Annotated in this window: 1 protein-coding gene; it reads left to right on the top strand. The window is 71.2% G+C overall.

Annotated elements, in window-relative coordinates; all coding sequences use genetic code 11:
* Positions 1–32 precede the first annotated feature (32 nt).
* Complete coding sequence (locus KALB_RS49585) at positions 33–15,017, top strand: type I polyketide synthase (protein ID WP_052360507.1); 14,985 nt, start codon at positions 33–35, stop codon at positions 15,015–15,017.
* Positions 15,018–15,043 lie beyond the last annotated feature (26 nt).

Below are 15,043 nucleotides of genomic sequence, written 5' to 3'. Positions count from 1 at the left end.
CCCACGGCCGACGCGACACAGGGGAATATCGGATGTCGAACGAGGAAAAGCTGGTCGGCTACCTCAAGCGGGTCACCGCGGACCTGCACGAGACCCGCGAACGGTTGCGCGAGCTGGAGGCGGGCGAGCGGGAGCCGATCGCGATCGTCGGCATGGGCTGCCGGTTCCCGGGCGGCGTTCGCACCCCCGAGGACCTGTGGCGGCTGGTGTCCGAGGGCACCGACGCGATCACCCCGTTCCCGGCCGACCGCGGCTGGGACCTGGACGCCGTCTACGACCCGGACCGCTCGCGCACCGGCACCAGCTATGCCTGTGAGGGCGGCTTCGTGCACGACGCGGCCGAGTTCGACCCGGCCTTCTTCGGCATCTCGCCTCGCGAGGCCCTGGCGATGGACCCGCAGCAGCGGCTGTTGCTGGAGACCTCCTGGGAGGCGCTGGAGCGGGCCGGGATCTCGCCGAACTCCCTGCGCGGCAGCCGGACCGGCGTGTTCGTCGGCATGATGTACCAGGACTACGCCAGCCGGCTCGCGGTGGTCCCCGACGACGTCGAGGGCCACCTGGGCAACGGCAACTCGCCCAGCATCGCCTCCGGCCGGGTCGCCTACACGCTGGGCCTGGAGGGCCCGGCGATCACCGTGGACACGGCCTGCTCCTCCTCGCTGGTCGCACTGCACTGGGCCGTGCGCGCGTTGCGCGCGGGGGAGTGCACGCTGGCGCTGGCCGGTGGCGTCACCGTCATGTCCACTCCCGGCGCCTTCGTCGAGTTCAGCCGCCAGGGCGGGCTCTCGCCCGACGGCCGCTGCAAGCCCTTCTCCGCCGCCGCCAATGGCACCGGCTGGGGCGAGGGCGTGGGCATGTTGCTGGTGGAGAAGCTCTCCGACGCGCAACGGCTTGGCCATCCGGTGCTGGCCGTGGTGCGCGGCTCCGCGGTCAACCAGGACGGCGCCAGCAGCGGCCTGACCGCCCCGAACGGCCCGTCCCAGCAGCGCGTGATCCGCCAGGCCCTGGACGACGCACGCCTCGCACTGTCCGATGTGGACGTGGTCGAGGCGCACGGCACCGGCACCAAGCTCGGCGACCCCATCGAGGCGCAGGCCCTGCTCGCCACCTACGGCAAGGACCGGGCCAAGCCGCTGTGGCTGGGGTCGATCAAGTCCAACATCGGGCACACCCAGGCCGCGGCCGGTGTGGCCGGTGTCATCAAGATGGTCATGGCCATGCGGCACCGCAGCCTGCCGAAGACCCTGCACGCCGAGGAGGCCACCCAGCACGTGGACTGGTCCTCCGGCGGGGTCAAGCTGCTGACCTCCGCCGTGCCGTGGGACAGCGAGGTGCGCCGCGCCGGTGTGTCCTCCTTCGGCGTGAGCGGTACCAACGCGCACGTCATCCTCGAGCAGCCGCCCGCCGCTGCCGCGGAAACCCCTGCCGGTACCGGCCTTCCGGTCGTCCCGTGGCTGATCTCCGCCCGCAGTGAGCAAGCCCTGCAGGCCCAGGCCCAGGGCATCCAGTCCGTTGTGGACGTTCCCGCGCTGGACATCGGCTACTCACTGGCGAGCGGCCGTTCCTCCTTCGAGCACCGCGCGGTGATGTTCGACGGGACCTCGGTCACCGGGGTCACCGGTTCGGGCAAGCTGGCGCTGCTGTTCTCCGGCCAGGGCTCGCAGCGCGCGGGCATGGGCCGTGAGCTGTACGCGGCGTTCCCGAGGTTCGCCGAGGCCTTGGACGAGGTGTTCGCGCACCTGAACCCAGGTCTGAAGGACTTGATGTTCGGCGACTCGGAAGCGTTGCACCGCACCGAGCACACCCAGCCCGCGCTGTTCGCCATCGAGGTCGCACTGTACCGGCTCGTGGAGTCCTGGGGCGTCAAGCCCGACTTCCTGGTCGGCCACTCGATCGGCGAGCTGGCAGCCGCCCACGTCGCCGGGGTTCTGTCCCTTGAGGACGCCTGCAAGCTCGTGACGGCACGCGGCAAGCTGATGGGTGCGCTGCCCACCGGCGGGGCGATGATCGCCATCCAGGCGACCGAGGACGAGGTGGCCCCGCACCTGACCGACCGGGTGTCGATCGCCGCGATCAACGGCCCGGACTCCGTTGTGGTGTCGGGGGACGAGGACGCGGCGCAAGCGATTGCGGACCAGTTCGCGGACCGCAAGACGCGGCGCCTGACGGTCAGCCACGCGTTCCACTCGCCGCGCATGGACGCCATGCTGGACGAGTTCCGCGCGGTGGCGGCAAGTCTGACCTACTCCGCGCCCACGGTCCGCGTCGTGTCCAATGTGACTGGTTCGCTCGCCACCGAGCTGGGCACGGCTGAGTACTGGGTGCGGCACGTGCGTGAGGCCGTGCGCTTCCACCAGGGCGTGCAGTACCTGGAGCAGCAGGGCGTCACGCGTTTCCTGGAGCTCGGGCCGGACGGCGTGCTGTCGGCGATGGTGTCCAGCGGTGTCGCGGTGCCCGCGCTGCGCAAGAACCGCGAGGAGCCCACCGCGCTGGTCACTGCGCTGGCGACCCTGCACGTCAACGGCGTGTCCATCGACTGGACCAAGTACTTCGCGGGCAGCGGCGCGCGCCGCGTCGACCTGCCGACCTACCCGTTCCAGCGGCAGCGGTACTGGCTGGAGGCCGGTGAGCCACTGCCTGCGGCCAGCGAGGACAGCGGCTTCTGGGAGGCCGTGGAGCGCGGTGATTTCGACGCGCTCGGCGTGAGTGGTGACGCCCCGCTGCGCGAGGTGCTGCCCGCGTTGACCACCTGGCGGCGGCAACGCGGCGATCAGTCGACTGTGGACAGTTGGCGGTACCGCGCCGTGTGGAAGCCGATCGTCGGCGTGCCCAACCGCGAGCTGACCGGCACCTGGCTGGTGCTCGCGACGGCTGAGGACGAACTGGTCGGCGCGCTCGGCACCGACGTCGTGCGGATCGACCCCTCGGCCGACCGTGCGGAGCTGGCCGCCCAGCTGCGGGAGATCACCGAACCGATCTCCGGCGTGCTGTCCGTGTCCGACGCACAGGAATCGCTGGCGGCCATCCAGGCCCTGGGCGACGCGGGCATCGCGGCGCCGTTGTGGTGCGTCACCCGCGGCGCCGTGGCAATCGGCCGCACCGACCCGCTGAGCCGTCCTGACCTGTCCACGGTGTGGGGGCTCGGGCGGGTCGCCGCCCTGGAGCACCCCGACCGCTGGGGCGGCCTGCTCGACCTGCCGGAGACGCTGGACACCCGTGCCGTGCAACGGGTCCGCGCCGTGCTGTCCGGTGTGGACGGTGAGAACGAGGTGGCCGTCCGCGCGGCTGGCGTGTTCGTCCGCAGGCTCGTGCGCGCCGGGTCCACCGCCGACCAGTGGAACCCGCGCGGCACCGTGTTGATCACCGGCGGCACCGGGGCGCTGGGCCGCCAGGTGGCTCGCTGGGCACTGGACAACGGCGCCGAGCACGTGGTGCTGATGAGCCGTCGCGGCGGGGAAGCACCCGAATTCGGCGACAGCGCAACGGTGATCGCCTGCGACGCGGCGGACCGCGACGCACTCGCCGCCGTGCTGGCCGACCTGGACCTGTCGGCCGTGGTGCACGCGGCCGGTGTGCTCGACGACGGCGTGCTGGACACCGTGACGCCCGAGCGCCTCGCGGCCGTCCTCAAGTCCAAGGTGGACTCCGCGCGGAACCTGCACGAGCTCACCGGTGACCTGGACGCCTTCGTGCTGTTCTCCTCGCTGGCGGGCACCATCGGCGCCGCCGGGCAGGGCAGCTACTCGGCCGCCAACGCCTTCCTGGACGCCCTGGCCGAGCAGCGCCGCGCCGAGGGCAAGCCCGCGACCTCCATCGCCTGGGGGCCGTGGGCCGACGCGGGCATGGCCGCCGAGGACACCGTGGCCGAGCGGATGCGTCGCGGCGGGATCTCCGCCATGGCACCGGCACTCGCGCTGCTGGCCCTGCGCCAGGCCAACGGTTGTGTGGCCGTGGCCGAGGTGGACTGGGACCGCTTCGCCGCGACCCGCACCGGGCCGCTGCTCAGTGAGCTGGCCGAGGTCCGCGAGCAGGCGCAGCCGGAGGGCTCGCTGGCCAGCCGGTTGGCCGGGTTGTCCGAACAGGCCCAGCTGAAGCTGTTGGTCGACGTGGTCCAGGCCGGGGCCGCCAGTGTGCTCGGCCACGCCAGCGCGGGCGCGGTCGAGGTGGACAAGCCCTTCCGCGACCTGGGTTTCGACTCGCTGACAGCCGTGGAACTGCGCAACTCCCTCGGCACGGCAACGGGTCTGTCGCTGCCCGCGACGATGGTCTTCGACTACCCGACCACTCAGGTGCTCGCCGAGCATCTGCACGCCGAACTCGTCGGCTCCGGGGCCACCGGCGGTGCGCTACCCGTGCTCGCCGCGGTCGCCGACGACCCGATCGTGATCGTCGGTATGAGCTGCCGCTTCCCCGGCGGGGTCGACTCGCCGGAATCCCTGTGGCAGCTGCTGATCAGCGGTGAGGACGCGGTCGCCGACTTCCCCGCCGACCGCGGCTGGGACCTCGCCTCGCTGTACGACCCGGAACCCGGGCGGCCCGGCAAGTCCTACGCCCGTGAGGGCGGTTTCCTCAGCGACATCGCGGAGTTCGACGCGGGCTTCTTCGGCATCTCGCCCCGTGAGGCCCTGGCGATGGACCCGCAGCAGCGGCTGTTGCTGGAGACCTCCTGGGAGGCACTGGAGCGCGCCGGGATCAACGCGAGCACCCTCAAGGGCAGCCCGGTCGGCGTGTTCATGGGCACCAACGGCCAGGACTACCCGCTGCTGCTGATGAACTCCGACGCGGACTCCGAGGGCCACGCGGGCACCGGCAACGCGGCCAGCGTCGTGTCCGGCCGCATCTCCTACGCGCTGGGCCTTGAGGGTCCAGCGGTCACTGTGGACACTGCCTGCTCGGCTTCCCTTGTGGCACTGCACCTCGCTGTGCAGGCGCTGCGTTCGGGCGAGTGCACCCTGGCGCTGGCCGGTGGTGCGACGATCATGTCCACCCCGAGCGCTTTCGTGGAGTTCAGCCGCCAGCGCGGACTCGCCACCGACGGCCGGTGCAAGGCGTTCTCCGAGGACGCCGACGGTACGGGCTGGGGCGAGGGTGTGGGCATGCTGCTGGTGGAGCGGCTGTCCGACGCGCAGCGCAACGGGCACCCGATCCTGGCTGTGGTCAAGGGTTCCGCGGTGAACCAGGACGGTGCGTCGAACGGTCTGACCGCTCCGAACGGTCCTTCGCAGCAGCGGGTGATCCGCCAGGCCCTGGCCAGTGCCGGTCTGCAACCGTCCGATGTGGACGCTGTCGAAGCGCACGGCACGGGCACCGCGCTGGGTGACCCGATCGAGGCGCAGGCGCTGTTGGCCACCTACGGCCAGGACCGTGCCGAACCGCTGTGGCTGGGGTCGATCAAGTCCAACATCGGCCACACGCAGGCCGCGGCCGGTGTTGCCGGTGTCATCAAGATGGTCCTCGCCGTGCAGAACGGCGTGCTGCCGCAGACCCTGCACGTCGGCAGCCCATCGTCGCATGTGGACTGGAGCGCGGGCCGGGTCGAGCTGCTGACCGAGCCGGTCACCTGGAACGCCGAGGTCCGGCGCGCCGGTGTGTCCTCGTTCGGCATGAGCGGCACCAACGCCCACGTCATCATCGAGCAGCCCCCCGCCGTGGAGATCGCCGAGCCGGAGCGCAAGCCGGTGCCGGTGGCCCCCTGGCTGGTGTCCGCTTCGAGTGAGGACGCGCTCCGTGCGCAGGCCGCCCGGCTGACCGAGCATGTCGCCGACCTGGACCCGGTGGACGTGGGCCACTCGCTGGCCGCGGGCCGGTCCTCCTTCGAGCGGCGTGCGGTCGCGCTGACCCCGGAGGCGCTGGGCGTGCTCGCGTCCGGCGGTACCTCGACGGACCTGGTCGAAGGCGTTGTCGGTGCTGGCCGGTTGGCGTTCTTGTTCTCTGGTCAGGGTTCGCAGCGTGCGGGTATGGGTCGTGAGTTGTATGAGGCGTTCCCGGTGTTCGCTGATGCCCTTGACGCTGTGTTGGCTCACTTTGATCTGCCTCTGCGTGAGGTGATGTTTGGTGAGTCGGAGCTGTTGAATCAGACTGAGTACACGCAGGCTGCGTTGTTTGCGGTTGAGGTGGCGCTGTATCGGCTTACGGAGTCGTTTGGCGTTACGCCGGATTACTTGATCGGGCATTCGATTGGTGAGCTGGCGGCTGCTCATGTGGCGGGTATTTTCTCGTTGGCGGATGCGGCTCGTTTGGTGGCGGCTCGTGGTCGGTTGATGGGTGCGCTGCCCAGCGGTGGCGCGATGATCGCGATCCAGGCGACCGAGGACGAGGTGCTGCCGCATCTGAGTGACCGGGTGTCGATCGCGGCGATCAACGGCGCCAACTCGGTGGTCGTGTCGGGTGATGAGGACGCGGCGCAAGCGGTTGCGGACCAGTTCACCGACCGCAAGACCCGGCGCCTGACTGTCAGCCACGCGTTCCACTCGCCGCTGATGGACCCGATGCTTGACGAGTTCCGCGCCGTCGCGTCGGAGCTGGTCTACTCCCAGCCGCAGATCCCGGTGGTGGGTAACACCGAGGGTGATCCGACCACTGCTGAGTACTGGGTGCGGCACGTGCGTGAGGCTGTGCGTTTCCACCAGGGCGTGCAGTACTTGGAAGAGCAGGGCGTTACGCGGTTCTTGGAGTTGGGGCCGGACGGTGTGCTTTCCGCGATGGTCTCGAACGGTGTGGCTGTTCCCGCGTTGCGTAAGAACCGTGACGAGTCCACGGCGTTCGTGACGGCTTTGGCCACGCTGCACGTCAACGGCGTCCCGGTCGACTGGGTGCACTACTACGCGGGTACCGGCGCCCAGCGCGTGGACCTGCCCACCTACGCCTTCCAGCGCCGACGCTTCTGGCCGCAGGGCTCGCGCTCTGCCGATGCGAGCGGCCTGGGCCTGACCGCGACCGATCACCCGCTGCTGGGTGCCGCCGTGGCGTTGGCCGACTCCGACGGGGTCGTGTTCACCGGCCGACTGTCCGTGCAGACCCAGCCCTGGCTCGCCGACCACGCGGTGATGGGCAGCATCCTGTTCCCGGGCACCGGCTTCCTGGAGTTGGCGGTTCGCGCCGGTGACCAGGTGGGCTGCGGGCGGGTCGAGGAGCTGACCCTGGCGGCGGCCCTCGTGCTGCCCGAGCAGGGCGGAGTCCAGGTGCAGGTGGTTGTCGGCGGTGCCCAGGACTCGGGCATCCGGCCGGTCAGCGTGCACTCGCGTGCCGACGAGGACCAGCCCTGGGTGCTGCACGCCACCGGCTCGGTGGCACCGGCCGCCGAGGACAGCCCGGAGGCGCTGACCACCTGGCCGCCGGCCGGTGCCGAGGCCCTCAGCCTGGAGGGCTTCTACGAGGAACACGCCAGCAACGGGTTCGGCTACGGCCCCACCTTCCGCGGACTGCGGTCCGCTTGGCAGCTCGGCGCGGACATCTACGCCGAGCTCCAGCTGCCCGAGGAGCAGAACGGGACCGCGGTCCGGTTCGGTCTGCACCCGGCCCTGCTGGACGCGGCCCTGCACGCCATGGCCTTCGTGCCGCTGGACGGGGCCAGCAAGTCCTGGCTGCCGTTCTCCTGGAGCGAGGTGTCCCTGCACGCCAGCGGCGCCTCCTCGGTCCGGATCCGGCTGCGCCAGGCCGGGCCGGACTCGGTGGCGCTCACCGTGTGCGACGCCGAAGGCGCCCCGGTGGCCACGGTCGGCTCGCTCACCATGCGCGAGGTCACCGCCGACCAGGTGCGCGACACCCGCCCCGCACAGCACGACTCCCTGTTCCGGCTGGACTGGGCCAAGATCGCCCCCGGCCAGCGCTCGGGTACGGCAGTCGTGCTCGGTGCGGACGACCTGGGGCTGGGCATCGACACCGTGGCCGACCTGGCGCAGGCCAGCGCGGACACCGTGCTCGTGCCGGTGCTGCCCGGTGACGGCCAGCTCGCCGAGCAGGTGCGGCAGCAGATCCACGCCGCGCTGGACCTGGTGCAGACCTGGCTCGCCGAGGAGCGCGAGGCCAAGCTGGTGTTCGTCACGCGGTACGCCGCGGGCGAGGACCTGCACGACCTGGCCGCCGCCCCGCTGTGGGGCCTGATCCGCTCCGCGCAGTCGGAGAATCCCGGCCGCTTCCAGCTGATCGATCTGGACGGGGAGCAGTCCTCCGCCGACGTGCTGCTCGACGTGGTCGCCGCGGGCGAGTCGCAGGTGGTCATCCGGGACGGCGTTCCCAGCGCCGCAAGGCTCGCACGGGTCGGTGACACCGGGCTCGTGGTGCCGGAGCAGGGCGCCTGGCGGCTGGACTCCACCGACAAGGGCAGCCTGGACAAGCTGCGCTTCCTGCCCGCGCCCGAGGCGGAGGCCGAGCTGGCCCCCGGCCACGTGCGCATCGCCGTGCGCGCGGCGGGCGTCAACTTCCGTGACGTGCTCAACGCGCTGGGCATGTACCCGGGTGAGGCCGGTCCGATGGGCCTCGAAGGCTCCGGCGTGATCACCGAGGTGGCCGCCGACGTCACCGACCTGGCTCCCGGCGACCGGGTGATGGGCATCTTCAGCGGGGCCTTCGGGCCGCTCGCCGTCGCCGACCGCCGCATGGTGGTCCGGATGCCGCGCGGCTGGACCTTCGCCGAGGCCGCCTCCGCGCCCAACGTGTTCGTCACCGCCTACTACTCCCTGGTCGACCTCGCCGGGCTCAGGTCCGGTGAGTCGGTGCTGATCCACTCGGCGGCTGGTGGTGTGGGCATGGCTGCCGTGCAGATCGCCCAGCACCTCGGTGCCACGGTGTACGGCACGGCGAGTGCGGGCAAGTGGGATGCTGTTCGTGCTTTGGGCGTGAGGTCTGAGCATCTTGCGTCCTCACGAACTTTGGAATTTGAGCAGCAGTTCGCCGGTGGTGTGGACGTGGTGCTCAACTCCCTCGCGGGCGAGTTCATCGATGCCTCGTTGCGGCTTCTCAAGCCGGGTGGCCGGTTCATCGAGATGGGCAAGACCGACCTGCGCCAGCCCGAGGGTGTGGCGTACCGGTCCTTCGACCTGATCGAGGCCGGGCAGGACCGCATCGGCGAGATGCTGGTCGAAGTGCTGGCACTGCTGGAAAGCGGCGCGCTGCGCCCACACCCGACCGTCTCCTGGGACGTGCGTCGTGCGCCGGAGGCGTTCCGGTTCGTCAGCCAGGCCAAGCACGTGGGCAAGGTCGTGCTGACCATGCCCGTGCCGCTGGACCCGAACGGGACCGTGCTGGTCACCGGCGGAACCGGCGGGCTCGGCTCGAACGTGGCCAAGCACCTGGTCACCGAGCACGGCGTGAAGAACCTGCTGCTGCTCAGTCGCAGCGGATCCGCTCCCGAACTGGCCGCCGAGCTGGCGGAACTCGGTGCCACGGCGCGGATCGCGGCCTGCGACGTGGCCGACCGGGACGCACTGGCCGCGGTGCTGGACGGCGTGCGGCTCACCGGCGTGGTGCACACCGCGGGCATCGTGGACGACGGCGTGATCGCCTCGCTGGACCGCCAGCGGGTGGACAGGGTGCTGCGGCCCAAGGTCGACGCCGTGATCAACCTGCACGAACTCACCGCCGACGCCGACCTGTCGCTGTTCGTGCTGTTCTCCGGTGCGGCGGGCGTGTTCGGCGGCGCCGGGCAGGCCAACTACGCCGCCGCCAACGTGTTCCTGGACGCCTTCGCCCAGCACCGCAGAGCGCAGGGCCTGCCCGCGATGTCCCTGGCCTGGGGCGCGTGGGCACAGGGCGCGGGCATGACCAGCCACCTCACCGAGGCCGACATCTCGCGCATGGCCCGCTCCGGCATGCGGCCACTGTCCATGGTGGAGGGTCTGGGGCTGCTCGACGCGGTGCTGGGCAGGCACGAGCCCGCGCTGCTGCCGATGAACCTGGACACCAAGATCCTCGCCAAGCAGGGCAACGCCCTGTCCCCGCTGTTCCGCGGCCTGGTCAAGGCCCCGGCCCGCCGGGTGGCCAGTGCGGCCCAGGTCACCCGCAAGCTGGACGGCCTGTCCGAGCAGGCGCTGCTGGACCTGGTCCGCGAGCAGGTGGCCGCCGTGCTCGGGCACGGATCGGCCGAGGAGATCGAGCCGAGCCAGGCGTTCAACGCCCTGGGCTTCGACTCGCTGACCTCGGTGGAGCTGCGCAACCGGCTCAACGCCGCCACCGAGCTGCGGCTGCCCGCCACGCTGGTCTTCGACTACCCGACCCCGCAGTCGCTCGCGGGCTACCTGCTCGCCGAACTCGGTGGTGCGCAAGAGGAGTCGCAGGCGCTGGTCCCAGTGTCCGCTGTGGACGACGACCCGATCGTGATCGTCTCCATGAGCTGCCGCTACCCCGGCGGGGTCGACTCGCCGGAAGCGCTGTGGCAGTTGCTGGTCGACGGCCGTGACGGCATCGCCGACTTCCCCAGCGACCGGGGTTGGCCGCTGGACAGCATTTACGACAGCGACGCCAGCCAGACCGGCACCAGTTATGTGCGTGAAGGCGGCTTCGTCTACGACGCGGCGGAGTTCGACCCGGCCTTCTTCGGCATGAGCCCGCGCGAGGCACTGGCCACCGACCCGCAGCAGCGCCTGCTGTTGGAGACCTCGTGGGAGACCTTCGAGCGCGCGGGCATCGACCCGCACTCGCTCAAGGGCAGCCCGACCGGCGTGTTCGTCGGTGCGGCCTCCACCGGCTACGGCACCGGCCTCACCGAACTGCCCGAGGGCGTCGAAGGCCACATGCTCACCGGCAACTCCACGGCCGTGGCCTCCGGACGAGTGTCCTATGTGCTCGGTCTCAAGGGACCGGCCGTCACGATGGACACGGCCTGCTCCTCCTCACTGGTGGCGATGCACTGGGCGATCCAGGCGCTGCGCCGCGGCGAGTGCTCCATGGCGCTGGCCGGTGGTGTCACCGTCATGTCCACACCGGACATCTTCGTGGAGTTCAGCCGTCAGCGCGGACTCGCCGCCGACGGCCGCTGCAAGCCCTTCGCCGCGCAGGCCGACGGCACCGGCTGGGCCGAGGGCGTGGGCCTGGTGCTGCTGGAGCGGCAGTCCGACGCCGAGCGCAACGGACACCCGATCCTCGCCGTGGTGCGCGGATCGGCACTGAACCAGGACGGCGCCTCCAACGGCCTGACCGCCCCGAACGGCCCGTCCCAGCAGCAGGTGATCCGCCAGGCCCTGGCGGTCGCGGGCCTCGAACCGTCCGATGTGGACGCCATCGAGGCGCACGGCACCGGCACGACCCTCGGCGACCCGATCGAGGCGCAGGCCCTGCTCGCCACGTACGGCAAGGACCGCGAGCGGCCCCTGTGGCTGGGCTCGGTGAAGTCCAACATCGGCCACAGCCAGGCCGCCGCCGGTGTCGCGGGCGTCATCAAGATGGTGTTGGCACTGCGGAACGGCCTGTTGCCGAAGACCTTGTACGCCGAGGACGCCTCCCCGCACGTGGACTGGGAGTCCGGCAACGTGCGACTGCTCACCGAGGCCCGGCCCTGGGACGCCGAGGTGCGTCGCGCGGGCATCTCCTCGTTCGGCATCAGCGGCACCAACGCCCACGTGATCGTCGAGCAGGCACCGCACAGCGCCGAGGTCGAACCGGTGCGCGCAGAGGGCACGTTCCCGTGGGTGCTGTCGGCGAAGTCCGACGCCGCACTGAGGGAGCAGGCCAACCGCCTGCTGTCCCATGTGGACGCGAACCCGCAGTACTCGGCGGCCGACATCGCGCTGTCGCTGACCACGACGCGATCCGCGTTCGGGAGCCGTGCCGTTCTGGTCGGCGGCAACCGCGAGGAACTTGCCGCACTGGCTCAGGGCGAGGCCGCACCGGGTGTCGTGCGCGGCACGGCCCGTGACCGAGGCAAGCCGGTGTTCGTCTTCCCCGGCCAGGGCTCACAGTGGGTCGGCATGGCGCTGGAGCTGGCCGACACCTCGCCGGTGTTCCGCGAGCGGCTCGTGCAGTGCCAGCAGGCGCTGTCCCACTACGTGGACTGGGACCTGCTCGAGGTGCTGCGCGAGGAGTCGGCGTACGAGCGGGTCGACGTGGTGCAGCCCATGTCGTGGGCGGTCATGGTGTCGCTGGCGGCACTGTGGCGCTCGCACGGTGTCGAACCGGCAGCGGTGCTGGGTCACTCGCAGGGGGAGATCGCCGCGGCCTGCGTCGCGGGCGCACTGTCCATTGAGGATGCTGCGAAGGTCGTCACCCTGCGCAGCAAGGCCATCGCCGAGGTGCTGGCGGGCAAGGGCGGCATGGTGTCGGTGCCCCGTCCGCTGGCAGAGGTCGAGCCGCTGCTGGACGAGCGGATCTCCGTGGCCGCGGTCAACGGGCCGGAGTCCATCGTGGTCGCCGGTGACCCCGAGGCGCTGGATGAGCTGATCGCCCGGTGTGAGGCCGAAGGCGTTCGCGCGCGGCGTATCCCGGTGGACTACGCCTCGCACACCGCGCACGTGGACCTGATCGAGACCGAGCTGCACGAGGTGCTGGCCTCGGTCGTCTCGGTGCCCTCGCAGGTACCGATGTTCTCCACCGTGACGGCCGACTGGGCCGAGGGATCGCTGGACGCTGGCTACTGGTACCGGAACCTGCGCGGCACGGTGCGGTTCGAGGAGTCGGTGCGGGCGCTGATCGAACAGGGCCACGGCTACTTCATCGAGATCAGCTCGCACCCGGTGCTGGGCGCGCCGATCCAGACGATCATCGAGTCCACCGAGAGCGAGGCCGTGGTCACCGGCTCGCTGCGGCGCAACGAGGGAACCCTGCGGCGCTTGCTCACCTCGCTGGCCGAGGTGCACGTCAACGGGCTGGCCGTGGACTGGAGCCCGCTGCTGGACGGCTCCGGCGCGCGCAAGGTGCCGCTGCCGACCTACGCCTTCCAGCGCAAGCGGTACTGGCTGGACGAGGCGCCGGCCAAGCCGGCCGTGCTGGCCGCCGACGAGGTGGACGCCAAGTTCTGGGAGGCCGTGGAGCGCGAGGACCTGGAGTCGCTCGCGCACACCCTGGACGTGGCCGACCAGGACGCGCTGCGCTCGCTGCTGCCGAACCTGTCCACCTGGCGCCGCAACCGCAAGGACGAGTCCACACAGGACGCACTGCGCTACCAGGTGACGTGGAAGCCGCTGGGTGGCACGTCCTCTGCCGCGCTGACCGGGAACTGGCTCGTGGCCGTGCCCGCGGACCAGTCCGAACAGGACTGGGTGCGGGCCGCGATCGAGCTGCTCGCGGACCGGGGGGCGACCGTCACCCCGCTGCTGGTCGACCCGGCCACCGCGACGCGATCCGAACTGGCACAACAACTCCAGGAGCCGGTCGCGGGCATCCTGTCCCTGCTGGCCACCGATGAGCGGACCCACCCGGAGCACACGGCGGTGCCGCTGGGCTACGCCGCCACGGTCGCACTGGTGCAGGCCATGGCCGACGCCGGGGTGCGCGCCCCGTTGTGGTGCGTCACCCGGGGCGCGGTCTCGGTTGGCGCTGGTGATCGGCTCGCCAACCCCGTGCAGGCCCTGGTCTGGGGCCTGGGCCGGATCGCCGCGCTGGAAGCACCCGAGCGCTGGGGCGGTCTGATCGACCTGCCCGAGCTGGTCGACGAGCGGGCACTGTCCCGTTTGGTCAGTGCACTGGCCGGTGCAGGTGGTGAGGACCAGGTCGCGGTGCGGCCCTCCGGCACCTTCGGCAGGCGGCTGGCCCGCGCCCGCATCGCTGGTGCCCCGGCCAAGCGGCAGTGGAACCCCAGCGGTACCACGCTGATCACCGGCGGTACCGGGGCGCTGGGCGGGCACGTGGCCCGCTGGCTGGCCCGCTCCGGCGCCGAGCACCTGCTGCTGGTGAGCCGCAGCGGCGAGGCCGCACCGGGTGCGACCGAGCTGGTGGCCGAGCTCACCGAGCTGGGCGCACGGGTCACGCTCGCGGCCTGTGACATCACGGATCAGCAGGCGCTGCAAGGGGTGCTGGACGCGGTACCAGCCGAGTACCCGCTCACCGCGGTCATGCACACCGCTGCCGTCCTGGATGACACCACTGTGGACGGTCTGACCCCGGACAAGATCGATCGGGCGCTGCGGGCGAAGATGCGGGCGGCGATCAGCCTGCACGAGCTGACCCGCGAACTGGACCTGTCGGCGTTCGTGCTGTTCTCCTCCTTCGCGGGCACCTTCGGGGCCTCCGGACAGGGTAACTACGCGCCGGGCAACGCCTTCCTGGACGCGCTGGCCCAGCACCGCCGGGCCAACGGGCTCCCGGCGACCTCGATCGCGTGGGGCCCGTGGGGCGATGGCGGCATGGCCGAGCGCGGGCCGATCGGTGAGCTGCTGCGCAGGCACGGCGTACCGGCGGTGCCCGCCGACCGGGCGATCTCCGTGTTGCAGCAGGCACTCGACCACGACGAGACCTTCCTCGTGGTGGCCGACATCGAGTGGAAGCGGTTCTCCGTCGCCTACACCGCGACCCGGCTCAGCCCGTTCCTGGAGAACCTGATTGAGCGCGCCACCGCCGACTCGCCCGCCGAGGAGGCGCCCGCGCCGGACACCTTGGTGCAGCGGCTGTCCACGCTGCCCGAGGCGGAGCGGGAGCGGGAACTGCTCGACCTGGTGCGCAGCCACGTCGCCGTGGTGCTGGGGCACAGCTCCAGCGAGGAGGTCGACCCCAAGGGTGCCTTCAAGGAGCTGGGCTTCGACTCGGTGACCGCGGTCGAACTGCGCAACGGGCTGAACACCGCCACCGGGCTGAAGCTGCCCGCCACGCTGGTGTTCGACTACCCGAACTCCAGCGTGCTGGCCAGGCACCTGCGCGCGGAGCTGTTCGCAGAGCAGGTGGAACAGTCCGGTGTGGACGATGTCGAGGCGACCACCCGGCGTGCGCTCGCGCAGATCCCGCTGGACGCCCTGCGCGCGGCCGGTCTGCTGGAACCGTTGCTGCACCTGGCCAACGGTGGCCAGGCCGAGCGCGAGCAGGCCACCGAGGCGATCGACGAGATGGACGTGGACAGCCTGATGAAGCTGGTCAACGACGGGTTCGACGGCTGAGTGAAGTGCCCCGAGAAGGAGATCAG

The organism is Kutzneria viridogrisea DSM 43870 (genome assembly GCF_000525635.1).
Taxonomy (GTDB): domain Bacteria; phylum Actinomycetota; class Actinomycetes; order Mycobacteriales; family Pseudonocardiaceae; genus Kutzneria; species Kutzneria viridogrisea.
Note: the sequence above shows the minus strand (reverse complement) of the source record. Positions and strands in the feature narration are given on the sequence as shown.